At 68.6% G+C, this 26,632-nt stretch carries 20 protein-coding genes; 10 read left to right on the top strand and 10 right to left on the bottom strand.

The annotated features are described in order from the left end of the window. Window positions 1-63: 63 nt before the first annotated feature. The 6 genes from KB879_RS18435 to KB879_RS18410 form a co-directional block, all read right to left on the bottom strand. Entirely contained in the window at window positions 64-1,188 is a 1,125-nt protein-coding gene (locus KB879_RS18435) for an acetoin dehydrogenase dihydrolipoyllysine-residue acetyltransferase subunit (protein WP_013951851.1), read from the bottom strand. After that, complete coding sequence (locus KB879_RS18430; RefSeq protein WP_013951850.1) at window positions 1,188-2,204, bottom strand: alpha-ketoacid dehydrogenase subunit beta; 1,017 nt, start codon at window positions 2,202-2,204, stop codon at window positions 1,188-1,190. The genes KB879_RS18435 and KB879_RS18430 overlap by 1 nt, the downstream gene beginning before the upstream one ends. Window positions 2,205-2,240: 36 nt before the next feature. Then, on the bottom strand, window positions 2,241-3,242 hold the full coding sequence (locus KB879_RS18425; protein ID WP_035824681.1) for a thiamine pyrophosphate-dependent dehydrogenase E1 component subunit alpha: 1,002 nt from the start codon (window positions 3,240-3,242) through the stop codon (window positions 2,241-2,243). A gap of 71 nt (window positions 3,243-3,313) precedes the next feature. Further along, window positions 3,314-4,393 (bottom strand): ATP-NAD kinase family protein, encoded by a 1,080-nt coding sequence (locus KB879_RS18420; RefSeq protein WP_013951848.1) that lies wholly within the window; start codon window positions 4,391-4,393, stop codon window positions 3,314-3,316. 235 nt (window positions 4,394-4,628) lie between these two features. After that, window positions 4,629-6,635, bottom strand: coding sequence for a sigma-54-dependent Fis family transcriptional regulator (locus KB879_RS18415; protein WP_211979535.1), 2,007 nt, complete (start codon window positions 6,633-6,635; stop codon window positions 4,629-4,631). 221 nt (window positions 6,636-6,856) lie between these two features. Further along, window positions 6,857-7,897: an LLM class flavin-dependent oxidoreductase gene (locus KB879_RS18410; protein WP_013951846.1), complete on the bottom strand. Its 1,041-nt coding sequence runs from the start codon at window positions 7,895-7,897 to the stop codon at window positions 6,857-6,859. Between the two features lie 189 nt (window positions 7,898-8,086). Here KB879_RS18410 and KB879_RS18405 point away from each other — a divergent pair, with 189 nt between their 5' ends. Then, window positions 8,087-8,842 (top strand): IclR family transcriptional regulator, encoded by a 756-nt coding sequence (locus KB879_RS18405; protein WP_211979534.1) that lies wholly within the window; start codon window positions 8,087-8,089, stop codon window positions 8,840-8,842. 12 nt (window positions 8,843-8,854) lie between these two features. Here KB879_RS18405 and KB879_RS18400 read toward each other — a convergent pair whose 3' ends face one another. Next, entirely contained in the window at window positions 8,855-11,638 is a 2,784-nt protein-coding gene (locus KB879_RS18400; RefSeq protein ID WP_211979533.1) for a hypothetical protein, read from the bottom strand. Window positions 11,639-11,841: 203 nt separating this feature from the next. Here KB879_RS18400 and KB879_RS18395 point away from each other — a divergent pair, with 203 nt between their 5' ends. The 6 genes from KB879_RS18395 (at window position 11,842) to KB879_RS18370 (ending at window position 18,598) form a co-directional block, all read left to right on the top strand. Continuing rightward, the gene (locus tag KB879_RS18395) at window positions 11,842-12,555 is read left to right on the top strand and encodes an IclR family transcriptional regulator (RefSeq protein ID WP_211982233.1); all 714 of its coding nucleotides are present in this window, start codon (window positions 11,842-11,844) and stop codon (window positions 12,553-12,555) included. Between the two features lie 64 nt (window positions 12,556-12,619). Then, entirely contained in the window at window positions 12,620-14,227 is a 1,608-nt protein-coding gene (locus tag KB879_RS18390) for an OPT/YSL family transporter (RefSeq protein ID WP_211979532.1), read from the top strand. Between the two features lie 67 nt (window positions 14,228-14,294). Beyond that, the gene (locus tag KB879_RS18385; protein ID WP_211979531.1) at window positions 14,295-15,488 is read left to right on the top strand and encodes an aminotransferase class V-fold PLP-dependent enzyme; all 1,194 of its coding nucleotides are present in this window, start codon (window positions 14,295-14,297) and stop codon (window positions 15,486-15,488) included. A 44-nt stretch (window positions 15,489-15,532) separates the two neighbouring features. Beyond that, window positions 15,533-16,288 (top strand): dipeptidase PepE, encoded by a 756-nt coding sequence (gene pepE, locus KB879_RS18380; RefSeq protein WP_013951840.1) that lies wholly within the window; start codon window positions 15,533-15,535, stop codon window positions 16,286-16,288. Window positions 16,289-16,422: 134 nt separating this feature from the next. Continuing rightward, window positions 16,423-17,583 carry a porin gene (locus KB879_RS18375; protein ID WP_153956452.1) on the top strand — a complete coding sequence of 387 codons (1,161 nt, stop codon included), beginning with the start codon at window positions 16,423-16,425 and terminating at the stop codon, window positions 17,581-17,583. Window positions 17,584-17,641: 58 nt separating this feature from the next. Continuing rightward, window positions 17,642-18,598, top strand: coding sequence for a DUF1177 domain-containing protein (locus tag KB879_RS18370; protein ID WP_211979530.1), 957 nt, complete (start codon window positions 17,642-17,644; stop codon window positions 18,596-18,598). A 25-nt stretch (window positions 18,599-18,623) separates the two neighbouring features. Here the strand turns inward: KB879_RS18370 and KB879_RS18365 are convergent, their stop codons facing one another. Then, window positions 18,624-19,604, bottom strand: a complete 981-nt coding sequence (locus KB879_RS18365) for a DedA family protein/thiosulfate sulfurtransferase GlpE (RefSeq protein WP_013951837.1) — start codon at window positions 19,602-19,604, stop codon at window positions 18,624-18,626. Between the two features lie 411 nt (window positions 19,605-20,015). Here KB879_RS18365 and kdgD point away from each other — a divergent pair, with 411 nt between their 5' ends. The 3 genes from kdgD to KB879_RS18350 all read left to right on the top strand — a co-directional run bounded on the left by kdgD (window position 20,016) and on the right by KB879_RS18350 (window position 24,005). Beyond that, entirely contained in the window at window positions 20,016-20,930 is a 915-nt protein-coding gene (kdgD, locus tag KB879_RS18360) for a 5-dehydro-4-deoxyglucarate dehydratase (RefSeq protein WP_041228511.1), read from the top strand. A gap of 104 nt (window positions 20,931-21,034) precedes the next feature. Further along, entirely contained in the window at window positions 21,035-22,561 is a 1,527-nt protein-coding gene (locus KB879_RS18355) for an aldehyde dehydrogenase (NADP(+)) (RefSeq protein ID WP_211979529.1), read from the top strand. A 184-nt stretch (window positions 22,562-22,745) separates the two neighbouring features. Further along, window positions 22,746-24,005 (top strand): IS256 family transposase, encoded by a 1,260-nt coding sequence (locus tag KB879_RS18350; RefSeq protein WP_211979453.1) that lies wholly within the window; start codon window positions 22,746-22,748, stop codon window positions 24,003-24,005. A 499-nt stretch (window positions 24,006-24,504) separates the two neighbouring features. Here KB879_RS18350 and KB879_RS18345 read toward each other — a convergent pair whose 3' ends face one another. After that, window positions 24,505-25,503, bottom strand: a complete 999-nt coding sequence (locus tag KB879_RS18345; RefSeq protein WP_153956455.1) for a tripartite tricarboxylate transporter substrate binding protein — start codon at window positions 25,501-25,503, stop codon at window positions 24,505-24,507. 100 nt (window positions 25,504-25,603) lie between these two features. Then, window positions 25,604-26,626 carry a tripartite tricarboxylate transporter substrate binding protein gene (locus KB879_RS18340; protein WP_013951833.1) on the bottom strand — a complete coding sequence of 341 codons (1,023 nt, stop codon included), beginning with the start codon at window positions 26,624-26,626 and terminating at the stop codon, window positions 25,604-25,606. Window positions 26,627-26,632: the final 6 nt, after the last annotated feature.

Genomic DNA, 26,632 nt, shown 5'->3' with positions numbered 1-26,632 from the left:
ATTCGAACAAGGCGAACTGGCCGAGCGGATGGCGCCCTGGGGCGGCGCCATCCGCGCGCGGCATCAGCCGGCCAGATGCTTTTTCAGCAGCGCGTTGAAGTCATTGGCCTTCTCCATCTGGCTCATGTGGCCAGCATCGGCAAAGACCTTGACGGTTGCTCCCGCCGGCGCGGCTTCAGCGTGCGCGGCCGGGATGATCTGGTCCTGACCGCCCCACACCACCAGCACGCGCTTGCCGCTGCCGGCCAGCCGCTGGCCAGGCTGCTCGCTCTGGCGGCCGCCGCCGAAGAGCCCCTGCCCCAGCGCCGTCAGCGCCTCGGTGACGCCGTCCAGCCGCTTGTAGCGCAACAGGTCGTCCAGCATCTGGCGGCTGACCAGCCCCGCGTCGGCGAACAGCAGCTCGACCACGGGCTTGAGCTCACGCCGGGACTGAGCACTGACGAAGCCTTCGGTATAGCCGCTGTTGACGGCGTCGCCAAAGCCCACCGGCGACACCAGCGCCACCGACAGCACCCGCTGCGGTGCATCCACAGCCAGTTGCGCCGCCACGCCGCCGCCCATCGAATGGCCGACCACATGCGCCGCCTCGATCCCGGTCTCGTCCATGAAGCGCGCTACAAAGCCGGCCATCTGCGCCAGCGTCGTGCCCGCGAGCCGCGGCGACGACTGTCCGTGGCCGGGCAGGTCGAGCGCCACCACGGTGTACGCGTCGGCCAGGGGATCGAGGTTGAACAGCCAGTTGTCCAGGTCTCCGCCAAATCCGTGGATGAAGAGCACGGTTTCGGCGCCGCCACCCTTGCGGGCATAGCGGACCCGGATGCCGTCGACGTCGGCAAACTGGTACGCGGCAGCGGCTTCTTCTTCGCCAGCATCGTCCGCCGGCGTTTCATAAGCCGCGACATAGTCATCGATTTGCGCATCGCTCACCTCCGCAGGTGCCAGCACGCCCAGCAGCGCCTTCACCGGCAGCACGTCGCCGGCCTGCGCCACCTTGCGGCGCAGCGTTCCCGCGTCGGGCGCCTCCACCGCATTGGCGATCTTGTCGGTTTCCACGTCGAGGATCGGCAGGCCCACGGTAATCTCGGTGCCTTCGTCGACCAGCCACGCATTGACCGTGCCTTCTTTCATCGACAGGCCCCACTTGGGCATCACGATCGGGATAATCGTGGGGGAAATTGCGGTTGCCATCAGTGCTTGCCTCCCTTCATGGTCTTGCGCGCGGCGGCCACGATCTGCGCGGCGCTGGGGATGTACAGGTCCTCCAGCGTCGGCGAGAACGGCACCGGCGTATGCGGCGGGCACACCATCTCGATGCCGGCCTTGAGCGCGCCGAAGGCCTGCTGCGCGACCTGCGCGGAGATATCGGTGGCGATATTGCAGCGCGGGCTGGCCTCGTCCACGACCACCAGGCGGCCGGTGTTCTCGACCGATTCCAGCACGGTGTCCATGTCCAGCGGCGAGAGCGTGCGCAGGTCGATCACTTCCGCCTCGATGCCCTCCTTGGCCAGCGTGGCGGCCGCTTCGAGCGAGCGATGCACCATCATCCCGTAGGTGACAATCGACACATCCTTGCCGTCGCGCACGATATTGGCCTCGCCGAACGGAATCGCGTAGGCGCCTTCGGGCACCTCGCCCTCCAGGCCGTATAGGTTCTTGTGCTCGCAGAAGATCACCGGGTCGTTGTCGCGGATCGCCTGGATCAGCAGGCCCTTGGTGTCGTACGGCGTGGACGGGCACACCACCTTCAGTCCGGGGATATGAGTGAACAGCGGCGTCAGCATCTGGCTGTGCTGCGCGGCCGCGCGAAAGCCCGCGCCGACCATCGCGCGGATCACCACCGGGGTCTCGGCCTTGCCGCCGAACATGTAGCGGAACTTGGCCGCCTGGTTGAAGATCTGGTCGAAGCAAACGCCCATGAAGTCGATAAACATCAGCTCGGCGATCGGGCGCATGCCGCAGGCCGCGGCGCCGATGGCGGCGCCCACGTAAGCGGATTCAGACAGCGGCGTGTCCAGCAGCCGGTCGCCGTGCTTGGCGTACAGGCCCTTGGTCACGCCCAGCACGCCGCCCCAGGCGTCCTTCTCGCCGTCCGCGCCGGCGCCGCCGACAATGTCTTCGCCCAGCATGATGACGCTGGGGTCGCGGGTCATTTCCTGGTCGATCGCCTCGTTGATCGCCAGCTTGATGCTCAGTTTGCGAGCCATGGTTTGTCTCCTGATATTGAGTTAGCGCGTGGCGGATCAGTAGCTGACGTAGACGTCGGTGAGCAGGTCTTCGGGCCCGGGCTGCGGTGCGGCCTTGGCCTCCTGCACGGCATGCTCGATCAGCGCGGCGACCTCGCGGTCGATGGCGTCGAGTTCTTCGCGCGCGACCACGCCGGCCTGGGTCACGGCGCGGCCAAACAGCTTCAGGCAATCCTTGTTGGCGCGGATATCGTCGAGTTCGCCTGCGGCGCGGTAGGTTTGCGCATCGCCCTCGAAGTGGCCGTAGAAGCGGACCATCTTGCATTCGAGCAGCGACGGCCCACCGCCTTCGCGCGCGCGCCGGATCACTTCGCCGGCCGCTTCATGGACGGCGAAGAAATCGGTGCCGTCCACCGTCACGCCCGGGATGCCGAAGCCGGCGGCGCGGTCCACGTAGCTGTCCACCGCGGTGCCGTAATCGCGCGAGGTCGATTCGGCATAGCCGTTGTTCTCGATCACGAAGATCACCGGCAGGTTCCACACCGCGGCCAGGTTCAGGCTCTCCAGGAAGGTGCCCTGGTTGGAGGCGCCGTCGCCGCAGAAGGTGATGCCGACCTCGCCCTTGCCGCGGAACTTGGCAGCCAGCGCGGCGCCGCAGATCAGCGGCGCGCCCGCGCCCAGGATGCCGTTGGCGCCCATCATGCCCTTGGACAGGTCGGCGATATGCATCGAGCCGCCCTTGCCATTGCACGAGCCGCCCTTCTTGCCGTAGATCTCCTTCATCATCGCCACCGGATCGACGCCCTTGGCGATGCAGTGGCCGTGGCCGCGGTGCGTGCTGGCGATGCGGTCGCCATCGTTCAGGTGGTGCAGGATGCCGACGCCCGCGGCTTCCTCGCCCGCGTACAGGTGGACGAAGCCCGGGATGTCGCCGCGCCCGAAGTCCACGTGCAGGCGTTCTTCAAAATCGCGGATGGTGCGCATCTTCCGGTACACCGTCAGCAACGTCTCCTTATCGAGCGGCAGCGCGGCGGAATCTTGAGAAGCTCTGGCTGTCATGTCTGTCTCCTTCGTTTTCAGGTGTTGCACTTCAAGAAAGGGGAAAAGCGGGCGGACGCGGTGCCCGCGCGTCATCCCGCCGCGGCGTGCCGCGGCAGGCGGCGCATCAGGTGGTGGCGCGCGGCATGGCGCATGCAGGCCGCGACGTCGATGCTGCGAAAGGCGTGGTCATGCAGGGTGACGGTGACTTCGTCGTCCGGCCCGAAGGCCAGTTCGCGCTCGCCGTCCAGCGCGACAATGCCGCTGCGCTGGCGCACGCGATGGGGCCGGCCGTGTTCGAGCCGCTGCCAGCCGGCCACCGGCACGGTGCACATCAGGCCGGGTGCGATCGGCGCGCACAGGTCGAATTCGCCTTCGCCGGGGGCGGCCAGCTCGATCGCGAGGCCGCCCTCTTCGCGCCGGCCCACCGGCTCCAGCAGCCCGGCGATGGATGACAGGCCGATGGCCTCGGGGTCGGCAAAGGACACGTAGACGGCGGCAAGCGTGTCGGTCTTCCACAAGGCGCGCGCGCCGATGAAGTGCTCGTGCGAGATCACCGCATCCACCAGCGCAATATCGCGGCGAAAGCCGCCGTTGCCGTCGCGGATGACGATGTCGAGCCGCTTGTTCGACGCCAGCGCCTGCGCAGGGGGAATGCGGCCCGTGGCATAGAGGCCGGTGGCCAGCCCGATGATGGTGGGTTCGCGCATTTCGGGGTAGGCATTGTTGGTGCCGGTCGACAGGCCCGCGATCGGCACCGCGCCGCACTCGCGCACCACCGCGCGGTGGGTGCCGTCGCCGCCCAGCACGATGATGGCGGCCACGCCCGCATCGGCCATGCAGCGCGCGGCGCGCAGGGTGTCGTCAACGCGCGCGGTGACCGGCATGTCAAGGTAGTCGACCGCGGGCAGCCCCGAGTCCGGCCCCTGCCGGCGTGCCAGGTGCCGCGCCAGCATGACGCGCAGGCCTTCGCGGTCGGGCATCATCAGCACGCGCTCCACGCCGCAGGACGCCAGCGCGGCCAGCAGGCGCAGCACGATATTGACGCGGTCGGCCAGCTGCAGGCTGTTGGCGTTGGCGATCACGCGGCGGATGTCGCGCGCGGAAATCGGGTTGGCGATGATGCCGACCACTGGCGCGATCTGCGCGCTGGCGCCTGCTGCGTGCCCCATTGCCTGTCTCCTGTTGTCGTTGTCTTGCCAAGCGTATTTGCAATGGCCGTGCCAGTGCGCGCAGGCAGTGAAAACCGGGGAAACAGGGGTATCAGCGGGGTCGGATCCGAGGGATTACCCCGAGGCGGAAGGGCAAAAGCGACGCTGCGCTGTGACAGGTGTCACAGCGCAGGTGTACAGGGGATGGACAACCGTATCGCAGGGATGGCGCGCGTGCGCCGTGCTGCCTGCCGGCTTATGCGTCGGTGGGCTCTGGGCCGCCGTCGCGCCGGTTGGGCGACTGGATGCCGTAGCGCTCCATGCGGCGGTACAGCGTCATGCGGCTGACGCCGATCTGCCGCGCGACCGCGCTCAGGTTCCAGCCGGAGGCGCGCAGGTATTGCATCAGCAGCATGCCTTCCGGCGGCAACTGGTGCGGATCGAACGGCGCGGCAGCGGGTGACTGGGCGGGCCCTGGCTGCGGCAGGGCGGCGGACGGAGCGGGTCCCGCCAGGCTGTCAGGCAGGTCCGGCACATCGATATAGCCGTCGGCGCAGACCGCGCGCGCGTACTCCAGCACGTTGCGCAGTTCGCGCAGGTTGCCGGGCCAGCGGTGGCGGTGCAGCCGCTCGCGTGCTGCGGGCGACAGCGTGATCTCGCCGCCTTCTGCGCCCCCTTCCTGCAGCAGCTTGCGGACCAGCCAGTCCAGGTCGGTGCGCGCACGCAGCGGCGGCAGCGTAAAGCGCGCGCCGTTGAGGCGGTAGTACAGGTCCTCGCGGAAGCGCCCGTCGGCCACCAGTTGCTCCAGGCTGTGGTGCGTGGCGGAGATGACCCGCAGCCGCACCGGCACCGGCCGCGCGGCGCCGACAGGCAGCACTTCGCCCTCGGCCAGCACGCGCAGCAGCCGCGACTGCAGCTCGCGCGGCATGTCGCCGATCTCGTCCAGGAACAGCGTGCCGCCGTCGGCCTCCTGGATCAGGCCGCGCTTGCCGCGCGGGCCTGCGCCGGAGAAGCTGTTGGGCAGGTGGCCGAACAATTCGCTTTCAATCAAGGTTTCAGGGATCGCCGCGCAGTTCACCGCTACGAACGGCCCGCCGCGGCGCGCGCTGGCAAGATGCAGCGCCTTGGCCAGGAACTCCTTGCCGCTGCCGGTCTCGCCGTGGATCAGCAGGTTGATGGGCGAATCGACCAGGCGCGCCGCGCGCTGCAACTGCTGCTGCAGCGCGGCATCGCCGCCGGTCAGTGCTGCCAGCGCATCCGGCATCTCCACCTGCGTTTCGGCGGGCGACGCCTGCCAGCGCAGCGCGGGCGGCAGCACGCTCAGGTACAGCAGGCCGCCGCTGCGGGTCAGCGCCACCAGGCGCTGCTCGCTCGGGCGCGAATAGACGTAATGGCCCAGGTCTTCCAGGCGCGCGTCGAACAGCGTCTCGAACCGCTGGCCCAGCACGGTGGCGCCCGGTGCACCACCCAGCTCGCCTTCCAGCATCAGCCTGGCGCGGTGGTTGTGGCCGACGATGCGGCCCGCCTCGTCCAGCGCCAGCAGGTATTCGGGATTGACGTCGACGAACTCCGGCGCCACGTTCAGCTTCAGGATCCAGTCGCGGCGGTGCGCGCGCAGGAAGTTGGCGTTCTCGATATGCGCGGCGTAGATGCGCACCATCTGCAGCGCCAGCCCCTGGCTGTCCTTGGCCTGCGGCGAGGTCAGCGCGGAGATGTCGAGGATGGCATGCAGGTTGCCGTGCGTGTCGAACAGCGGCGCGGCGGTGCAGGTCAGCGGGATATGGGTGGCGTCGAAATGGTCGGCCTGGTGCACCGTCAGCGCCTGGCCCGTGGCCAGGGCGGTGCCGACCGCGCAGGTGCCGGCGCCGCTCTCGCTCCACTCGGCGCCCAGGTACAGGCCCGCGTGGCGCAGCGCGGCATCGCTGCGGGCCTCGCCGATATAGTCGACGGTCACGCCCTGCGCATCGGTCAGCAGCACCACATAGCCCAGGCCCGCCACCTGCCCATACAGGCTTTGCAGGCCGTGGCGCGCGATGCGCGCGAAGTCGTCGATACGTTCCTGGTGTTCGCGCAGGCGCGGCTGCGGCAGGATGCGCGCCTCCTGCATGCGCGACGGATCCAGGCCGTACTGGTGCACGCAGCGGCGCCATGAGTTCTGGATGATGGCGTCGTGCGCGATCCGGTCCGCAAGCACGGCCGGCGGGGCAAGGTATGTGGTGGCCTGGACCACCGTCTCGATGTGCTCGCGTTGCCGCAGGTCCATCGTTGTCTCCTGTCGTCGCTGCCGTCGGCCCCATGGGTGATGAATGGGGTGGTGGACCGGGCGGACTGTCGGGCGCGTGCTGCGGGAGCCGTGCCTCTCTGTGTCTCGGACCTTCTAATGTATCCGAGCGGATCGGCGGTGCGCAAACAGGATTAGGGGAGACGCGCTCACGGGCGCACGCCGCAAGTGCGGCGCACGCCATACCGGAGCATCGCAGGCGCTCAGAGCGCTGATGAGGTCTTCAGGCTGCGCGCCGCATCGGCGGCGATGGCGAACGAGCGCAGGCGCGCCTGGTGGTCATGGATCTGCCCGGCCAGCATCAGCTCGTCCGGGCGCAGGTCATCGACAAAACGCTGCATGCCGGCACGCACGGCGTCGGGATCGCCCACCACGGAGCACGCCAGCGAGCGGCGGATATGGTCGGCCTCGCTCTCGGTCCACAGTGATTCGATATCATCCACCGGCGCGCGCAGCTGCCCCGGAGTGCCGCGCACCAGCGCCAGGAACTGCTGCTGCAGCGAGCTGAACAGGCGGCGCGCCTGGTCGCCGGTCTCGGCCGCAAACACGTTCAGGCCCAGCATCACATAAGGCCGGTCCAGCGCTTCGGAGGGCCGGAAGGTGCGTCGGTACAGGTCCACCGCCTGGCGCATGAAGCCCGGCGCAAAGTGCGAGGCAAAGGCGAACGGCAGGCCCATCGCCGCGGCCAGCTGCGCGCTGAACAGGCTCGAACCCAACAACCAGATCGGCACCTTGAGCCCGGCGCCGGGCACCGCGCGCAGGCGCTGGCCGGGGCGCACGTCTTCGAAATAGGCCTGCAGTTCTTCCACATCCTGCGGGAAGGTATCGGCGCTGTCGGCCGACAGGTGGCGGCGCAAGGCGCGCGCGGTGGCCTGGTCGGTGCCGGGCGCGCGGCCCAGGCCCAGGTCGATGCGGCCCGGGTAGAGCGAGGCCAGCGTGCCGAACTGCTCGGCGATCACCAGCGGCGAATGGTTGGGCAGCATCACGCCGCCCGAACCCACGCGGATGGTCCTGGTGCCGTTGGCGACATAGCCGATCAGCACGGCGGTGGCGGCACTGGCAATGCCGGGCATATTGTGATGCTCGGCCAGCCAGTAGCGGTGGTAGCCCAACTGCTCCGCATGGCGGGCCAGGTCGAGCGAGTTGCGCATGGCCTGGCCGGCATCGCTGCCTTCAGGGATGGGGGCCAGGTCCAGCACGGACCAGGCGACGCCTGCGCCGTTGGGGATAGAGTCGTGATTCATGTGGTGGATGGCGGGCGGCTGGTGCCGCACGCGGGCAATGCATATGGCTCGCTATCTTAGTGACCCCGGCGCGATCGTGCTGGGGGCCTGATCGCGGCCCTTCGGGCGGCGTGGGTATAGTCGGGGCACGAAAGATTGAGTCGCGCCGCGCTTGCCCGTACCATGCAGCCCGATGCGAAGGAACAAGCGATGACACTCAAGACACTGGACGGTGCGCTGGCGCTGCTGACCCACTTCACCGTGCGCCAGCCGACCTGGGGCGTGCGCGAGCTGGCCAAGCACAGCGGCGTGCACTACGCGGTGGTACACCGCGTGCTGGCCACGTTTGCCGCCAACGGCTTCCTGGTGCAGGACGCGGCCACCGGCAAGTATTCGCTGGGACTGCGGTTGTTCGAGCTGGGACAGGTGGTGCGCAAGAGCTTCTCGCCCGACGAGATCGTGCGCCCGGTGCTGGAAAAGCTCGCCGCGCAAAGCGGCGAGACCGTGTTCCTGTCCTGGCTCGATGGCCATGAGGGCCTGTGCGTGGGACTGGTGCAGAGCCAGCACCAGCTGCGCTTTTCGATCGAGCTGGGCGAGCGCTTCCCGCTCTATGCGGGCGCGCATGCCAAGGCCATGCTGGCCTTCCAGGACGATGCCTTTCGCGATGAGGTCTACCGCCAGGGGCTGGCGCGCATGGCCCCCCACACGACGCTGGACCGCGAGCGCATCGAGCAGCAGCTGGCCGAGGTGCGCGAGCGCGGCTGGGCCCATACGCGCGAGGAAGCCGCCGCCAGCGTGGCCGGCCTAGCGTTGCCGCTGTGGTCGCGCGACCGCAGTGCGGTGGTGGGCTCGGTCGCCATCGCCGGGCCGCAGCAGCGGCTGGACGAAGCCGCGGTACCGCGCCTGCTGGAGGCGCTGCGCGATGCCAGCGGCCGGCTGGAAGACGTCATCGGCTTCGTGCGCTGACGCGCAGTCTCCTCACACCAGCAGGGCCTTGCCCACGGCCCCGCCCAGCACGCGCTGGCCGATCGCATGGCCCAGCGCGCGATAGCTCTCCCATTGCGCCTCATCGAAGAACTGGTCGCCGGTGGCCTCCTGCGGAAACGCGGGATGGGTCGCGCCGTAGTGGCGCACGTCGGCCGGCGCCCATGACACCAGCCGCGGCTTGAGCAGCACGATGCGGCAGGTGCGTGCGCGTGGCGCCCCGCACTCCGGGCCGGTGCGAAAGACGTTGAGCAGCACCGCGCATTTGTCGCCGGTCGGCGCGCCCGGCATGAAATCATCCGGTACGCCGAAGACCCGGCTCAGCACCGGGTGCGTGGTGGCAGCCTCGGTATCGACCACGATCTCCAGCCCATGGTCGATGCGCGCCAGCCGGATCAGGTTGGCCAGGTCGCCGAAGCGGTAGTCGGGGTCGCCCCCGCAATCACACAGCACGATCAGCGAGACATCGCGGCCCGGGCGCAGCAACTCGTACACGCCGGTGTTGTCGAAATGCCCGCCATCGGACAGAAATTGCCAGCCGCGCCGCGTGCCATGGAAGCGCGCGCTCAGTTCGCAGCCCAGGTAGTACTGCGTGCGGAACAGCGCGATGCCCGCGGCCAGCCACGGATGCGTGGCGCGTTCCGGATGGCGCCTGGCGCGGCCCCGGCGCCCGCCTTCGCGTGCGTGGCTGGCCGGATACGACGGCCACCATATGCCCAGCCGCAGGTTCGCCAGGCCAAGCAGCATGGATGTGCCCAGCGTGGTCGCGCGCCCCAGCCTGGTGGAGACGGCCGCGCCCGAGATCGCCATCCAATCTCCCACCGTGCGCGATTCGGCCAGTTTGCCCGACGACGGCCATGAAACGTCGGGGCAGCAACCCCGGCCGTCGATGGTAAAGCGCGCGTAGGCGTCCGGCGGGATCGCCGCCGCCACGCCGGACTGCGCCACGCAGGGGCCGGGCGCCAGGCACAGCGGCTTGCCCTTGCGGTCGCGCTGCACCAGTTGCTCGGCCGGGTCGACGGTGAGATTCAGCGTGACGTTGATCAGGTGCAGCGGCGCCAGCACGCGCGGATCGTAGTAGGTGTTCAGGCTGAGCTGGTCGCCGGGCACGGGCTCGGCCACGCTGAAGCGGGCGCCCTGGCTGCCGTCCTGGTCGGTCGTCGGATCGGGCGGCGCAAAGCGCTCACCGTTGGACGCCCCCAGGTACGCGCGGGTGAGCCGCGCCGCATAGAACGGCTGCAGCGTCGACAGGTTCAGGAAGCCCGCGAAGCGCCCCACCACCAGCGCCAGCGCCAGGCTCACCACGGTCAGCATGGCCAGCGCCGGGCCGGTATAGGCGTTGCCGAACACCAGCCAGTCGACCGGCTCGCGCCCGTCCCAGCGCACCCACAGCACCAGCCACGACCACAGCACGAACAACAGCAGGGCCAGCACGGCCGCCACCGCGCCCGCCAGCAGCGATACCGGCAGCCGGGCACACAGCGCGCGCCATGGCGTGTCGGTGCTGCCCTGGCGGCCGGCATCGCGCCAGCGCGAACCGTAGCGCACGAGCCAGACCAGCACGCCCAGCACGGTTGCGGGCAGCGCCGCGCCCCACTGGTGGTGGGCCTGGTGGGCAAACAGGTAAGCAGTGCGTGCGATGGTGTCGGCAATGCCCAGCGCCGCCAGCCACAGGGTCAGCGTCAGCGCGCCACGCAGTGCGCGCGTGGCACGCACGCGGTAGGCGGCCACGGTGCGCGGCTCGCCCTGCAGCAGCGCCAGGCACCACAGCACGCCCAGCAACGTCAGCACGCCCAGCGCGGCAAAGAGCTTGCCGATGACCAGCCCCGAACCGAGCCATTCCGACCAGCGCGCCGCGGCCAGCAGCATTAGGCCCAGCAGCGTGGCAAGCAGCGGCGCGGGGCTCAGGAAGCGGGCCGTCGCCTGCGGATCGTTGGCGCGCGGGTAGATCAGCCAGTAGGCCAGCCCGGGCGGCACCGCGCCAGCCAGCGCGGTGGCCAGCGGCAGCCACAGCAGCGTGCTCCACCAGATCGCGCATTCGCCCTGGTTGTAGGCCTGCCGCGCGTCGTGCAGCAGGTCCATCTCATGGCGCCCCAACCCGTAGGAAACCCCCACCGCAATGTGTTGCCCGAGCGCCAGCGCAGCCAGCAGCATCAGCAGCGCGCTGCCGATCACGAAATGCATGGCCAGCCAGTTGCGCACCACCAGCGCGGCGGCATAGAGGTTGTCGCCGGCGCCGGTGGGCGACAGGTAGCGGCCGTTCTCGCGCAGCCATGCGACCGCGCCGCGGCCGGGGTCGGCGGCGTAGGACACCGAGGTATGGATGCGCCCCGGCGGCTCGCATTGCAGCGTGTGATAGGCGTCGGTGGCGGCCTGGACCGGGCCTGCGCCGCGGTGCAGGCGGCCGGGCACGAACAGGCTGACGAAGAAGGCGCCGAGGTAGCCGCCGCCGCTGACGGTGGACAGGTAGTCGAACTGCGCCAGCAGCGAGGCCAGGCCCGGCACGGTCTGCGCCGCGGCGGCGGTGGCGGCCGCCGGCGTCGCGGCCTCCGGCGCGGGGGCCGGCGCTGCCGCCTTGGCGGGCATCGCGGTGCCCGCCATTGCCTGCATCACGCCCAGGCAGAAGGTGGCGCTGCGGATGCCGCCGCCGGACAGCGCCAGGGCCCAGTTGCGCTGGCCATCGTCGGCGCGCGGCGCAATGCCGAGCTGGCGGCGGCGCTGGGCGATGCGGGTGGCCTCGTCGCCAGATCCGCCGGTTCCGTGGTGTTCCGCGGCCATGCGCGCCCTCCCGGTAGCAGTCGGTCTGCGCCAAGTATAGGCGGCGGCGCTCCGCCGTTGCCGGCGCCGGCATTCGCCCGGCGCGGCCAGCCGGCCCCGCGTTAACCCTGATTGTTGAGAGCCTGGCCGAAGCCTAGCATTTCTCTGTATCAGAGACGGTGTCTCTTATATAGAGACACAAGCAGTTGACGCAACCACTCACCATGCTCAAGACCCTGGACGGCGCCCTGGCGCTGTTGACCCATTTCACCGCCCGCCAGCCCAGCTGGGGCGTGCGCGAACTGGCGCGCCACAGCGGCGTGCACCACGCCGTGGTGCATCGCGTGCTGGCGACCTTTGCCGGCAATGGCTTCCTGGTGCAGGACGCGCTTGGCCGCTACGGCCTAGGGTTGCGCTGGTTCGAGCTGGGACAAGTGATTCGCAAGACACTTTCGCCGGCCGAGGTGGTGCAGCCCGCGCTGGAAGCGCTGGCGCGCGAATGCGGCGAGACCGTGTTCCTGTCGTGGCTGGACGGTGGCGAGGGCTTGTGCACGGATATCGCCCAGAGCCAGCACCAGCTGCGCTTTTCGATCGAAGTGGGCCAGCGCTTCGCGCTGGACGCGGGCGCGCACGCCAAGGCCATCCTGGCATTCCAGCCGGAAGCGTTCCGGCGCCAGGTAGCGGGCGACGCGCCAGAACTGGAAGCACGGCTGGATCAGATCCGCGCCGACGGCTGGGCCTACACCTGCGAGGAATCCGCCGCCACGGTGGCCGGGCTGGCGCTGCCGCTGCGCCACCGCGACACCCAGGCGGTGGTGGGATCGCTGGCCATCGCCGGCCCGCTGCAGCGCCTGACGCCTGAGGCGGTGCCGCGCTTGCTGGAGGCGCTGCGCACCACGCGCAACACCATCGGACCGGTGGCGGGTTTCATGCGCTGAGCGCACGCAAGGCATCACACACAACAGACAAAACCAGACAACACTACGGGGAGCGGTGGACAACATGACCATGCCAACACAACTGAACGCGCCGATGGCGGCGCAGCCTGCAACACGGACACGCTTCATGGAGCCCTTGCTGCTGCTGGTCTCCGTGGGGCTGTCGGTATTCGGCGCCATGATCGGGATGCAGCTGATCGTGTCGCTGGGGATCTCGGCCAACACCTCGATCATCGGCGCGCTGATCGCGATCGTGTTCTCGCGCATCCCGCTGGAGATCACGCGGCGCTTCCGCGTGCTGGAGCGGCAGAACCTGGTGCAGACGGCAATCTCGTCGGCCACCTTCGGCGCCGCCAACTCGCTGATGATCCCGATCGGCGTGCCATACGCGATGGGCATGCCGGAGCTGGCCACGCCGATGCTGATCGGCGCGGTGATCGCCATGTTCGTCGACGGCGCGATGCTGTACTTCCTGTTCGGCAGCAGGATCTTCCCCGCCACCGGCACTTGGCCGGCCGGCATCGCCACGGCAGAGGCCATCTGGGCCGGCGACCGCGGCGGACGCAAGGCCGCGTTCCTGGGCCTGGGCATTGCCGTGGGTGTGGGCGGCGCCTGGCTGGGCGTGCCGATGTCCGCGTTCGGCGCGGCCTTCCTGGGCAACCTGGCGGCACTGACCATGTTCGGCATCGGCCTGCTGGTGCGTGGCTATTCGGTGGCGCTGACCGGCATCGACATCGCCAAGGCCTATATCCCGCACGGCCTGATGATCGGCGCCGGCATCGTCGCGCTGTTCCAGGTCGCCAATGAAATCCGCCGCGCGCGCTACGCCCCGACCGCTGACGCACGCACCATCGAAGTCCCGGCCTCGCGCGCGAGCCGCATCCTGTCGGGCGGCTTCCTGATCTACCTGGCGATTGCGCTGCTGATCTCGGTGCTGGCCGGCCATGTCTCTGACATGTCGCTGGGCATGCTGGTGGTGTTCGTGCTGTATGCCGCCTTTGCCGCCTATGCGCATGAGCTGATCGTCGGCATCGCGGCAATGCATTCGGGCTGGTTCCCGGCCTTCGCGGTGGCGCTGATCACGCTGACCATCGGCATCCTGATCGGCTTCCCGCCGACGGCGCTGGCGGTGCTGGTGGGCTTCTCCGCCGCCACCGGCCCGGCCTTTGCCGACATGGGCTACGACCTCAAGACCGGCTACCTGCTGCGTGGCGAAGGCCGCGACATGGAGGCCGAGTTGGCCGGGCGCAAGCAGCAGTTCCTGGCCGCGATGATCGGCTTTGCCGTGGCCGCGGTGGTGGTGCTGGTGTTCCACCGCACCTTCTTCGCGCAGAACATGATCCCGCCGGTGGACCGCGTCTACGCGGCTTCGATCAAGGCGGGCTCGTCGGCGGAAATTGCCCGCAACCTGGTGATCTGGGCCATCCCCGGCGCGCTGCTGCAGCTGATCGGCGGCTCCAGGCGCCAGCTTGGCATCCTGCTCTCCACCGGCATGCTGATTGCCTCTCCGCTGGCCGGCTGGGCCGTGCTGGCCGGCCTGGCGATCCGCTTCGTGCTGCAGCGCCTGCGCGGCGACAAGCACGTGGCCGAGATGAGCGCCTTCGCCGGCGGCGTGATTGCCGGCGACGCGCTGTTCAGCTTCTTCGGCTCCGTCACCAAGCTGCGCAAGTAAGTGCGCAACTGAGTCTTACCTCGGGGCGCGGCCGCCGCGTCCCGCCTGTCATTACCCGAGACGTTCCATGGATATCCAAGCCATCCAGGCCATCCGCGCCGACACCCCGCTGACGGCCTCCACCATCTATCTCGACACCGCCGCGGCCTCGTTGCCGCCCGACGCGGTGCTCGATACCGTGCGCAGCTACCTGCTCGATACCGGCCATGTCGGCATCTACCTGCCAGCCTTCCGCAAAGAGACCTATACGCGCGTGGAAGCGGTGCGCGGCAAGCTGGCCGGGCTGCTCAACTGCGCCGCCGACGAAGTCGCCTTCACCAAGAACGCCACGGAGAGCATCTCGATCGTCGCGCGCGGCATCGCCTGGGAGGCCGGTGACGAAGTGCTGGTGGCCGACACCGAGATGCTGAGCAACCTGCTGCCCTGGCGCCGGCTGGAGCAATCGCACGGCATCGTCGTGAAGATCGTCGCGGCCAATGCCGAAGGGCTGCTTTCGCCCGAGGCGTTCGAGGGCGCCGTGACCCCGCGCACGCGCCTGCTCACCTTCTCGCACCTGCCCAATTCGACGGGTGCGGTGCAGCCGGCCAAGCAGATCTGCGCGGTGGCGCGCCGCCACGGCGTGCTGTCGCTGGTCAATGCGGCGCAGAGCGTGGGCATGCTGCGCTCGGATGTGGCCGAGCTGGGCTGCGATTTCCTGGCTGGCTGCGGCCGCAAGGCGCTGCGCGCGACCGAGGGCTCGGGCTTCCTGTATGTGCGCCGCGCGCTGATCGAGCAGGTCGAGCCCGCCCTGGTGGGCTGGTGGAACGGCGCCTATGACCGCGCCACCGGCGCGCTGTCGCTGGTGGCTGGTGCCAGGCGCTTCGAGGCTGGCTGCCCGATCGTGCCGGCGATCCTCGGCATGGGCACCGCCATCGACTACGCCGCCGCCATCGGCATCGACGCCATCGAAGCGCGCGTGCGCGACCTGACCGGGTATGCGGTGGCAAAGTTCGCGTCGATCCCGGGCTTCGACCTGTACGGTCCGGCCGACTTGGCCAACCGCATCGGCATCGTGCCGTTCAATGTGCGCGGCGTGGACCCGGCGCGCATCGTCGCAGCGCTGGAAGCGCAGCAATGCATCATCGAAGCCGGCAACTTCATGGCCGACGCCATCCTGGCGCGCTACGGCGTGTCCACCATGGCCCGCGTCTCGCTGCATTACTTCAACACGCATGAAGAGATCGACCGCGTGGCCGCGCTGATCCGCGCCGCGATCGCCTGATCCCGCATTGAAATTCACCAGACTCTCCTGACGGAAACCAAGACATGACCCAACGCATCCTTCTGATGAGCAGCTCGCGCAAGGACAACCACGGCTACCTCGAGCACGCCGGCGAGCAGATCCACACGCTGCTCAGGCGCGAGCCGCGCAAGGTGCTGTTCGTTCCGTTCGCCGGCGTGACGTTCAGCTTCGACACCTATGAAGGCATGGTCAAGCCGGTGTTCGAGACGCTGGGCTACGCGCTGGAATCGATCCACCACAGCGCCGATCCGCTGCGCGCCGTAGAGCAGGCCGAGGCCATCGCGGTCGGCGGCGGCAACACCTTTGCGCTGCTCAAGCGCATGTACGACGCCGGCATCGTCGACGCGATCCGCGCCAGGGTGCGCGCGGGCATGCCGTACGTCGGCTGGAGCGCCGGCAGCAACGCCGCCTGCCCGACCATCCGCACCACCAACGACATGCCCATCGTGCAGCCGCCGTCGCTGCGCGCGCTGGGGCTGGTGCCGTTCCAGATCAACCCGCACTTCATCAGCGGCAAGCCCGCCGGCCACAACGGCGAAAGCCGCGAAGAGCGCCTGGCCGAGTTCCTGCACATCAACGCGCCGGAGCAGGTGTTTGCGCTGCCGGAGGGTTCGGCACTGTTCTCGGACGGCACGCGCGGCACTGTGCTGGGCGAGCGCCATGCGCTGTGGTTCCCGGCCGAAGGCAAGGCCGAAACGATTCGCGAAGGCGAGACGTTCCCGCTGTCGCAGATCACCGGTCCGGCCGGGATGCCGGACTGGCCGGGCTTTGCTGCCTGAGCCGGCGGCACTGCCCTGATCCGCTGACGCACTGACCCGGGCCGGTCCCGGGCACAACAAAGAGAAAGCCGCCTCGCGGGCCGCGCCGTGCCGCCCGCGCGGGCCCCCCTTTGCCTTCTGGAGGAGAAAACAAGATGAGCCACACCACTCGCCACGCGGGCCGCCTGGCACTGCCGTTGCTGCTGGGCCTACCGGCCGCCGCGATGGCCCAGTCCGGGGTGACGCTGTACGGCGTGATTGACACCGCGCTGACCTACCAGTCCCATTCGAACCCGGCGGGCGATGCCCAGATCGGGCTGCAGCAAGGTGGCGAAGGTTTCCTGTCGGGCAGCCGCTTCGGCCTGCGCGGCATTGAAGACCTGGGCGGCGGCCTGAAGGCCGGCTTCGTGCTGGAAAACGGCCTGCTGGCCGACACCGGCAAGCTGGACCAGCAGGGGCAGCTGTTCGGGCGCCAGGCGTATGTGAAGATCGGCAACCAGTGGGGCGAGCTGGCGCTGGGCCGGCAGTACACCACCGCCAACACCATGCTGTACTACGTCGACCCGCTCGGCGTGGGCGCGGCGCCGTCCAATGCGTGGATGGTCTACCTGACCGGCCAGCGCTACGACAACGCCGTCAGCTACACCGGCAACTTCGGCCCGGTTTCGGTGATCGCCGAATACGCGCTGGGCGAAACCGCGGGCAACACCCGCGCGACCTCGTCGATGTCGTTCGGCGTGAGGTACGCCGCCGGCCCCATCGCCGCAGTGGGCGACTTCCAGCAGACCCGCGACAGCCAGAGCCGCGCCGCGAGCATCTACCTGGCCGGCCTGAAGGCCGCGGTGGGCCGCGCCAGCCTGTTCGCCAACTACATCCACAGCGACCGCGACGCGGGCTTCGATTCTTCCAAGGGCGGCACCGACACGGCCACGATCACCAGCATGTCCACCGCCGCCACGCCGACCAACCGCGCCGCCATCAGCTCGGTCTTCGGCGGCAGCCGCCACGACGACTTCTTCACGCTGGGCGCGAGCTACCCGGTCACCGGCAACGTCACGCTGATCGGCAGCGTGATGCACAACCGCACCCGCGCCGACGGCTTCAGCGGCAACCGCACCACTGCCTACGCAGTCGCCGACTACGCCTTCAGCAAGCGCACCGATGCCTACCTGGCGCTGGCCTACGACCGTGTGCACGGTGACTGGTCGGGCCTGTTCGGCAACAACACCACCAGCTGGACCGGCGGCAGCGGCAAGCCGCTGGACGGGCGCGACAGCCAGACCACGATGATGGTCGGCCTGCGCCACCAGTTCTGACTTTTTGTAGACGCCCTGCCCGCGCCGCGCGGGCAGGGCACATCATTTGGAGAAAGCCATGGCCCTGCAGCAGACGCTGGTCATTCATGAAGCCCTGGACAGCCCGCACGCCAACGGTGCGGTCGTCAGCGAACTGTTCGTGCCCTATGCCGGCGCCGGCGTGAGCGTGGAAGTGACCACGGTCCACAACGCCCCGCCCGAGAACACTGCCAACACCACCGACTTCATCACCATCGTGATCCCCGGCGCCACGGGCAAGCGTAGCGGCGGCAGTGCGCCGACGCTGGGCGTGATCGGCCGCAACGGCGCGATCGGCGCGCGCCCGGAACTGGTGGGGCTGGTGTCTGACGCCGACGGTCCGATCGGCTGCCTGGCGGTGGCGCTCAAGCTGGCGCAGATGAAGGCGCGCGGCGACCACTTGGTGGGCGACGTGATCGTGACCACGCACCTGTCGACCAATGTCTCGATGCAGCCGCACGACCCGGTGCCGTTCATGGGCATGCCGGTCTCGTCCGACACCATGAACGACTACCAGGTGCTGCCCGAGATGGACGCGATCCTGTCGATCGATGCCTCCAAGGGCAACAGCATCATCAAGCACCGCGGCTTTGCGATTTCGCCGACGGCGATGCAGGGCTACATCCTGCGCGTGGCGCCAGACCTGGTGGCGACCATGGAGTCCACCACCGGCTGCCCGGCGGTGACCTTCCCGATCTCGCAGCAGGACATCACGCCGTACCACAACGGCCTGTACCACTTCAACAGCATCATGCAGCCGCACGTGGCCACCCAGGCGCCGGTGGTCGGCGTGGCGGTGACGGCGCAGTCGGTGGTGTCGGGCAGCGCGACCTCGGCCAACCATGAAATCGACATCGCTGAAGCCGTGCGCTTCTGCGTGGAGGTGTCCAAGCGCTTCGGCGCCGGCAAGTGCCAGTTCTTCAATGCCGCCGAGTGGGATAAGATCCGCGCGGTCTACCCGGACCTGTCGGTCTTCCAGACCGCGGGCAAGCGCTGAGCGCAGCGCCGACGGCCTGGCAGGTTCAGGCGGCTTCGGCCGGCCCTGGCTGGTTGGCCGCCTCGGTCGGCGCGGTGCCGCCGTGGCGCCGCTTCCATTCGTCGAAGCCGCCGGCCAGGGCCCAGGTCTTCGGGTAGCCGGCCACGCGCAGGCGCTCGGCCAGCAGCGCGGCGGACAGTTCATTGGGGCAGGCGCAATAGACCACGATGTCGGCCCCGGCGTGCGGCACGCCCAGCGCGTCCAGGCTGTCCAGCGCGCCCTGCATGTCGAGCACCACCGAGCCGGGGATGCGCTCCATCGGCGTGTCGCCGTGGGCGCGCACGTCGATCACCACCGGCAGGCTGCCGGCGAGCCGGCGCGCTTCCAGCTCATCCACCGTCATGCGCGGCACGCGCCGCGTGCGGCGCAGCAGCCGGAGGCGGCGCCACCAGCGCCACGCCAGGAACAGCGCGAACGCCACCAACAGCCCCACCACGGCCATATGCCCGTAGGCGCTGAACGCCTCCAGGATGGCATCGATGAAATCACTGAACACCACGCCGATCAGCAAGGCGCTGCCAGCCCAGACCAGCGCGCCGATGGCGTCATAGAAGAGGAACACCGGCAACGGCGTGCCCGTCATGCCCGCCATCGCGGTGGACAAGGCCCCGGCACCGGGCAGCAGCTTGGCAATCACCAGCGAGCGCGGCCCCACGCGCAGATAGAGCGATTGGGTCTGGCGGATGCACGAGTCCTGCGAAATCGATACCCGGCAGATCGTGCGCAGCATCGGCTGCCCCAGCCGGCGTCCGGCGAAGTACCAGCCGGTATCGGCAATCAGGCAGGCAAAGATCACCGCCGCCAGCACCGCGCCGATCGACGGCCCGGTGTCCTGCACGCCCAGCGCGCCGGCGACGAACAGCATCGGGTACGCGGGCACCGGCAGCCCGGCCTGCTCGACCAGCACGTTCAGGAACACCAGCATCAGCCCGTGATTCTCCAGCAAGGCCTGTAACTCTCCCACCATGTTCTCCCCGTCAGTCCAGGTTGCCAGTGTGCCAGTCGCCGGGGACCCGTGCACCGGCAGCTTTGCATCGGTGTTTCAAATTTCCTGAGTGGACGGCGCGCCGGCAGGGAGCCGCCTGACCTACGTTGTCCTACAACATCACATTCCAGCCTCACCGGGCCTCACCACAGTACGACCGCCGCCATCGCAGGCATGAAGTGCCCCTGACTGCGCGTTCCTGTCGTTTTTTTGGCGCCCGCAAGGCTCTCCAGCGGAAACGCCGGCCCCATCCCGGTTAACCCCGAATGATCGCCTGCTCTATTGCCTTCGCTAAAACCTTGTCGTACGATGACTGATAACTCGGATGACCTGCGCCGTCGCAGTCAGCCGCCACTGCCACCCGGGGCCACTGGCCCGCTCAGGATTGCCGCGATGCTCGCACCCAACGAACTCAAGAAAATCGTCTCTGAAGGCCTGCTGTCCTTCCCCATCACCGACTTCGACGCCCAGGGCGACTTCGCGCCGCACGCCTACGCCGCGCGGCTGGAGTGGCTGGCCCCTTACGGCGCCACCGCGCTGTTCGCTGCGGGCGGCACCGGCGAGTTCTTCTCGCTGACGCCGCAGGACTACTCGGCCGTGGTCGACACGGCTGTGCGCACCTGCGCCGGCATGGTGCCGATCCTGGCCGGCGCCGGCGGCCCGACCCGCACCGCCATCGCCTACGCGCAGGAAGCCCAGCGCCTGGGCGCGGCCGGCGTGCTGCTGCTGCCGCACTACCTGACTGAAGCCAGCCAGGACGGCATTGCCGCGCACGTGGAGCAGGTCTGCAAGTCGGTGGACATCGGCGTGATCGTCTACAACCGCGCCAACTCGAAGCTGGATGCGACGCAGCTGGCACGCCTGGCCGAGCGCTGCCCCAACCTGGTCGGCTTCAAGGACGGCGTGGGCGACATCGAGGCCATGGTCAGCATCCGCCGCAAGCTGGGCGACCGCTTCTCTTACCTCGGCGGTCTGCCCACGGCCGAGGTCTATGCCGCGGCCTACAAGGCGCTGGGCGTGCCGGTGTATTCGTCGGCCGTGTTCAACTTCATCCCCAAGACCGCGATGGACTTCTACCGCGCCATCGCCGCGGATGACCACGACACCGTGGGCCGCCTGCTCGACAACTTCTTCCTGCCCTACCTGGCCATCCGCAACCGCAAGGCCGGCTATGCCGTGAGCATCGTCAAGGCCGGCGCCCGCCTGGTCGGCCGCGACGGCGGCCCGGTACGCGCGCCGCTGACCGACCTGACCGGCGAGGAGATGGAGATGCTGGGCACGCTGATCAACAAGCTCGGCCCGCAGTAATCGCCAACGTAAGCCCGTCCTCGCACTGCATAGCGACAGGCCGGCCGCGGGGCATATGCCCTCCGGCCGGCTTTCCCATTCAAACGCTGACAAGGAATCCTTCCATGCACATCACCGGCGACATGCTGATCGGCGCGCAAGCCGTGCGCGGCACCGAAGCCCTGCTGCAGGCCATCAATCCCACCACCGGCGAAGCCCTGGGCCCTGACTTCCATGGCGGCGGCCAGGCCGAGGTCGAGCGCGCCTGTGCGCTGGCTGAAGCCGCTTTCGACACCTACCGCAACACCACGCCAGAGCAGCGCGCGGCCTTGCTCGAAGCCATCGCCACCGGCATCGAAGCGCTGGGCGACACGCTGACCGAACGCGCCCATATGGAAAGCGCGCTGCCGATCGCGCGCCTGCAGGGCGAGCGCGGCCGCACCGCCGGCCAGCTGCGCCTGTTCGCCACCGTGCTGCGCGAAGGCCGCTGGCAGCAGGCCACCTTCGACGCCGCGCTGCCCGAGCGCAACCCGCCGCGCCCGGACCTGCGCATGCAGTGCATCGCCATCGGCCCGGTGGCGGTGTTCGGCGCCAGCAACTTCCCGCTGGCCTTCTCCGTGGCCGGCGGCGACACCGCCTCGGCACTGGCCGCGGGCTGCCCGGTCGTGGTCAAGGCACACCCGGCGCACCTGGGCACGTCGGAACTGGTGGGACGCGTGATCCAGAAGGCCGTGCAGGACGCGGGCCTGCCCGAAGGCGTGTTCTCGCTGCTGGTCGGGGCGGGCAATGCCATCGGCACGGCACTGGTCTCGCATCCGGCAATCCAGGCGGTGGGCTTCACCGGCTCGCGCGCCGGCGGCCTGGCGCTGATGCAGGCTGCCCAGCGCCGCCCGCAGCCGATTCCGGTGTATGCGGAGATGAGCAGCATCAATCCGGTGTTCCTGCTGCCGGCGGCACTCGATGCACGCGGCGAGGAAATCGGCCGCCAGCTGGTGGATTCGCTGGTGATGGGCGTCGGCCAGTTCTGTACCAACCCCGGGCTGGTGATCGGCATTGAAGGCCCCGCGCTCGACAAGTTCCGCGCAGCGGCGCTCGGCGCGCTGCAAGGCAAGCCGGCAGCGACCATGCTGACGCCCGGCATCCATGCCGCCTTTGAGCAAGGCGTGGCGCAGCTGTCGTCGCTCGACGGTCTGCAACGCATTGGCGACGGCGTCGACGGCAACGGGGCCAACCAGGCGCGGCCGGTGATGTTCGAGACCACCGCGGCGCAGTTCATGGCGGATCACCGGATGCAGGCCGAGGTGTTCGGGCCGTCGACGGTGCTGGTGGTGTGCCGCGATCTCGACGAGATGCTGACGGTGGCGCGGCAGCTTGAGGGCCAGCTGACGGCGACGATGCAGCTCGACGATGCCGACCAGGCGGCCGCGCGGCGCCTGCTGCCGGTGCTGGAACGCAAAGCCGGGCGGGTGCTGTGCAATGGCTATCCGACTGGGGTTGAGGTTGCCTATGCGATGGTGCATGGCGGGCCGTTCCCGGCGACTTCGGATGCGCGTTCGACTTCAGTGGGGGCGACGGCGATTGACCGGTTCTTGCGGCCGGTTTGTTATCAGAACTTGCCGCAGGCGTTGTTGCCGGAAGCGGTGAAGGGTTAATCCCGCAGGCCCCGCAGTACGCGGGGCCTTTTCTTATTGGGGACTTCGCTAGATTAGGGGAGCCCTTGGCGAACGGGGCTGCTTTGGATTGGCCGCCATGCGGTCGGGTGTTGTTCTTGGCGGGCGTGGGCGGACCTGTCAGAAATTTTGTGTTTAGGGCATAACATGTCGATAAGGAGCATGTATGCCACGCAAGACGAAAACCAGCCAAGCCGCAGACCGTGAGCTGCCGGCCATTCCCGAGGACCTGATCGCCCATTTCGTGAAGGGCCCCATGACCGCCGAGGCGGTTCAGGACGCCTCGATGGCGTTCAAGAAGGCCCTGATCGAGCGCGCCTTGGGCGCCGAGCTCGGCCATCACCTGGGCTACCAGCCGGGCGCGGAGCGCCCGGCCGGCACGGCCAACCAGCGCAACGGCAAGAGCGCCAAGACCGTCCTGACCGAGGATGGCCCGCTGAGGGTGGACATCCCGCGCGACCGCGATGGCAGCTTCGATCCGATCCTGATTCCCAAGCACGAACGGCGCTTCACCGGGTTCGACGACAAGATCATCGCCATGTACGCCCGTGGCATGACCGTGCGCGAGATCCAGGCGTTTCTGGCCGAACAGTACGGCACCGAGGTCTCGCCCGAGTTCATCAGCTCGGTGACCGATGCAGTGATGGACGAAGTCACTGCCTGGCAGGCCCGCCCGCTTGAGGTGATGTATCCGGTCGTGTTCTTCGACGCGCTGCGGGTCAAGATGCGTGAGGACGGCGTGGTGCGCAACAAGGCCGTCTACCTGGCCTTGGGCGTGCTGCCGGACGGCACGCGCGACATCCTGGGCCTGTGGATCGAGACCACCGAAGGTGCCAAGTTCTGGATGAAGGTGTTCAACGACCTGAAGACCCGTGGCACCCGGGACATACTGATCGCGGTGACCGATGGTCTTAAGGGCATGGAACAGGCCCTGGCCGCGGTGTTCCCGAACACCACGCTGCAGACCTGCATCGTGCATCTGATCCGGAACAGTTTGGAGTACGCCAGTTGGAAGGAGCGCCGGGCCGTGGCTGCGGCGCTCAAGCCCGTGTACACCGCGCCCACCGTGGAGGCTGCGCTGGCCGAGCTGGCGGCCTTCGAGCAAGGGGAATGGGGCAAGCGGTACACCCCGATCGCCGCGTCCTGGCGTCGCGCGTGGGACCAGGTGATCCCGTTCTTTACGTTCCCGCCGGCGATCCGCAAGATCATCTACACGACCAACGCGATCGAGAGCGTCAACGCCCAACTGCGCAAGATCATCAAGACGCGGGGTCACTTCCCCAGCGATGAAGCGGCGACCAAGCTGCTGTGGCTGGCCCTGCGCAACATCACCGGGAAGTGGGGCAGTTCAACGCATGACTGGAAGGCTGCCATGAACCAGTTTGCAATCCTCTACGAGGAGCGCTTCACCCATCCACATCGTTGAGATAATGCTGGCTCACCGGTCGAAATGACGATGAGCCTTTAACTGCCCTGCACACAAAAAAACTGACAGGCCCGCGTGGGCTGCGCTTCGCGCAAGCGCCCGATGACCGTCAGCGCATTTTGAGCCCGCGCAGCAGCCGTAGGCGTCCCCGCGATGCCGTTTGCAGCAGGCGGCCTACGCCCCGCATGGGGATCGTTCAATAGTGGGCTAACGCAGGCACTATCCCTGACTCACATGGCGTAGCAGGGTCGAACGAGCAACCACGCCCAAACGGCAAGCACCACCGTGCGAACCACCAACGCCGTGGAATTGATTGCCAGCCGCATAGGCGACGCGTTTTTTGGTTACTTTTTGTCGCTCGGACAAAAAGTGACTCGCCGGCTACGCCGGCGAAACAGCCCACGCTAGTCAAGAGCGACACCCGAGCGCATGGCACCAAGCCAAAACCAGCCACACCCGCAAATCTGTGAAGAACCTGCTGCGGTCCGCTAGCTCCCACTCAAGCCTCCAGCTTGATCCCCGCCTGCTTCACCACCCCCGCCCATCGCGTCTGCTCGGCAACAAAGAACTTCCCAGTCTCCCCCGGCGTCATCGTCACCACCTCCGCCCCCTGGGCCACCAGCTGCGCGCGCAGATCCGGCGCGCGGATGATGCGGATCAACTCGCCGCTGATGCGCGCCACCATCGCATCGGACATGCTGGCCGGGGCCATCACCCCCTGCCACGTTCCGGATTCGAAATTCGGCACGCCCTGCTCGGCGATGGTCGGCACGTTCTGCAGCAGCGGCATGCGCGTGCGCTTGGACTGGGCGATCAGCTTTAGCTTGCCCGACTGCACGTGCGGCAGCGTGGCCAGCATGCCGTTCATCAGCACCTGGGCGCTGCCGCCCACGGTATCGGCAATGGCCTGCGAGCCGCCTTTGTAGGGTACGTATTGCCACTTGGCGCCGGTGGCCTGCTCCACCGCCACGCCGGCCAGGTGCGGCGCGCTGCCGATGGCGGTCACGGCGAAGTTGAGCTGGCTGCGCTGCGACAGCGCCACCAGTTCCTTCACGCTGGCCGCCTGCACCGACGGATGCACCACCAGCAGGTGCGGCGAGTAGGCCAGCATCGACACCGGCTTGAGGTCCTTGGCGATATTGAAGGTCAGCTTGGTATAGACCGACGGGCTGATCGCCAGCGCGCCGATATCGCACAGCATCAGCGTGTGGTTGTCGGTGGCCTGCGCGACCAGTGCCGCGCCGACGTTGCCGTTGGCGCCGGGGCGGTTGTCCACCACCACTGACTGGCCCAGCGCTTCGCCCAGCTGCTTGCTAATCAGGCGCGCGATGATGTCCGACGAGCCGCCGGCGGTGTATGGCACCACCAGGCGGATCGGGCGGGTGGGCCAGTCTTGCGCGGCGTGCGCCGCCGATGACAGGCCCGCGAGCGGGCCGGCGGCCAGGCCGGCGGCCAGTGCGGAGGATTGCTTGAGGAAGGTGCGGCGTCCCTGGGTCATGCTGTTGTCTCCTGTCGATGACGCGCGCGCCGGCGCGGCACGCTATGCGTGCATGGCCGGCGCGGTCGGTGCTGCAGTGTCCGGGTTCAGTGGGATGGCTTCAGTCCAGCGCGATCTTGCCCTTCTCGATCACGGTCTTCCAGCGCTGCAGCTCCTGCGCCTCGAACTGGCTGAACTGCTCAGGCGTGTTGGCCACCACCTCGAAGCCGTTCTCGGACAGCTTCTGGCGCATCTTCGGGTCGTTCAGCGACGACACCAGCGCGCCGTGCAGGCGGCTCTTCACCTCGGGCGGCAGGCCGCGCGGCGCGGCCACGCCCTGCCAGGAGTACACCTCCACATCCTTCACGCCGGCCTCGGCCATGGTCGGCACATTGGGCAGCACCGGCGAGCGCTTGTCGGAGGTCACCGCCATGGCCTTGAGCTTGCCGGTGCGGATGTGCTGCAGCACGGCGTTGACGTTCTGGAACGACACGTCGACCTGGCCGGCAAGCAGGTCGGAGATGGCCGGGCCGCCGCCCTTGTAGGGCACGTGCAGGCCGTCGGTGGCGCTCTTCTGCCAGAACAGCGCCGCGGTCAGGTGATCGGACGAGCCCGCGCCGGACGAGGCAAAGCTGACCTTGCCCGGGTTCTTCTTCATGTAGGCCACCAGTTCCTGCAGCGTGTTGGCCGGGAACTGCGGATTGGCCACCAGCACGTTGGGCGCGCGCACCGCCACCGTCAGCAGGTCGAAATCCCTGGCCGGGTCATAGGCCAGGTTCTTCTGCAGGAACGGGTTCACCGCATACACGCCGATCGACGCCACCATCATGGTGTAGCCGTCCGCCGGCGCGCGCTTGACGAAGGTGGCGCCGATGGCGCCGGTCGCGCCGGGGCGGTTGTCGATGACGAAGGGCTGGCCCAGCTTTTCATTGAGCGGCACGGTCAGCATGCGCGCGATGGCGTCGCTGGAGCCGCCCGGCGGGAACGGCACCACGACCGATACCGGGCGTTGCGGCCAGTCCTGTGGCGCGGCGTAGGCGGCGGCGCTGACGGTCAGGGCCGCCACCGTGACGACAGAGCCGAGCGCAAAGGCGCGCAGCCAGTGGTGCAGGCGCAGGGCGGGCTGGCGTTGGAACGTGTACATCGTTGT

Source organism: Cupriavidus sp. KK10, from assembly GCF_018223725.1.
GTDB lineage: Bacteria > Pseudomonadota > Gammaproteobacteria > Burkholderiales > Burkholderiaceae > Cupriavidus > Cupriavidus necator.
The sequence above is the reverse complement of the archived record's forward strand: the minus strand, read 5'-3'. Positions and strand labels throughout refer to the sequence as shown.

Excerpts from the sequence above, each read along its gene's own strand:
- KB879_RS18430 (WP_013951850.1), bottom strand. The coding sequence starts at position 2,204 with ATGGCTCGCAAACTGAGCATCAAGCTGGCGATCAACGAGGCGATCGAC.
- KB879_RS18405 (WP_211979534.1), top strand. The coding sequence starts at position 8,087 with ATGACACTCAAGACACTGGACGGTGCGCTGGCGCTGCTGACCCACTTC.
- KB879_RS18355 (WP_211979529.1), top strand. The coding sequence starts at position 21,035 with ATGCACATCACCGGCGACATGCTGATCGGCGCGCAAGCCGTGCGCGGC.
- KB879_RS18435 (WP_013951851.1), bottom strand. The coding sequence starts at position 1,188 with ATGGCAACCGCAATTTCCCCCACGATTATCCCGATCGTGATGCCCAAG.
- KB879_RS18385 (WP_211979531.1), top strand. The coding sequence starts at position 14,295 with ATGGATATCCAAGCCATCCAGGCCATCCGCGCCGACACCCCGCTGACG.
- KB879_RS18345 (WP_153956455.1), bottom strand. The coding sequence starts at position 25,503 with ATGACCCAGGGACGCCGCACCTTCCTCAAGCAATCCTCCGCACTGGCC.
- KB879_RS18390 (WP_211979532.1), top strand. The coding sequence starts at position 12,620 with ATGACCATGCCAACACAACTGAACGCGCCGATGGCGGCGCAGCCTGCA.
- KB879_RS18395 (WP_211982233.1), top strand. The coding sequence starts at position 11,842 with ATGCTCAAGACCCTGGACGGCGCCCTGGCGCTGTTGACCCATTTCACC.
- KB879_RS18340 (WP_013951833.1), bottom strand. The coding sequence starts at position 26,626 with ATGTACACGTTCCAACGCCAGCCCGCCCTGCGCCTGCACCACTGGCTG.
- KB879_RS18415 (WP_211979535.1), bottom strand. The coding sequence starts at position 6,635 with ATGGACCTGCGGCAACGCGAGCACATCGAGACGGTGGTCCAGGCCACC.
- KB879_RS18425 (WP_035824681.1), bottom strand. The coding sequence starts at position 3,242 with ATGACAGCCAGAGCTTCTCAAGATTCCGCCGCGCTGCCGCTCGATAAG.
- KB879_RS18410 (WP_013951846.1), bottom strand. The coding sequence starts at position 7,897 with ATGAATCACGACTCTATCCCCAACGGCGCAGGCGTCGCCTGGTCCGTG.
- KB879_RS18400 (WP_211979533.1), bottom strand. The coding sequence starts at position 11,638 with ATGGCCGCGGAACACCACGGAACCGGCGGATCTGGCGACGAGGCCACC.
- KB879_RS18370 (WP_211979530.1), top strand. The coding sequence starts at position 17,642 with ATGGCCCTGCAGCAGACGCTGGTCATTCATGAAGCCCTGGACAGCCCG.
- KB879_RS18420 (WP_013951848.1), bottom strand. The coding sequence starts at position 4,393 with ATGGGGCACGCAGCAGGCGCCAGCGCGCAGATCGCGCCAGTGGTCGGC.
- pepE (WP_013951840.1), top strand. The coding sequence starts at position 15,533 with ATGACCCAACGCATCCTTCTGATGAGCAGCTCGCGCAAGGACAACCAC.
- KB879_RS18365 (WP_013951837.1), bottom strand. The coding sequence starts at position 19,604 with ATGGTGGGAGAGTTACAGGCCTTGCTGGAGAATCACGGGCTGATGCTG.
- kdgD (WP_041228511.1), top strand. The coding sequence starts at position 20,016 with ATGCTCGCACCCAACGAACTCAAGAAAATCGTCTCTGAAGGCCTGCTG.
- KB879_RS18375 (WP_153956452.1), top strand. The coding sequence starts at position 16,423 with ATGAGCCACACCACTCGCCACGCGGGCCGCCTGGCACTGCCGTTGCTG.
- KB879_RS18350 (WP_211979453.1), top strand. The coding sequence starts at position 22,746 with ATGCCACGCAAGACGAAAACCAGCCAAGCCGCAGACCGTGAGCTGCCG.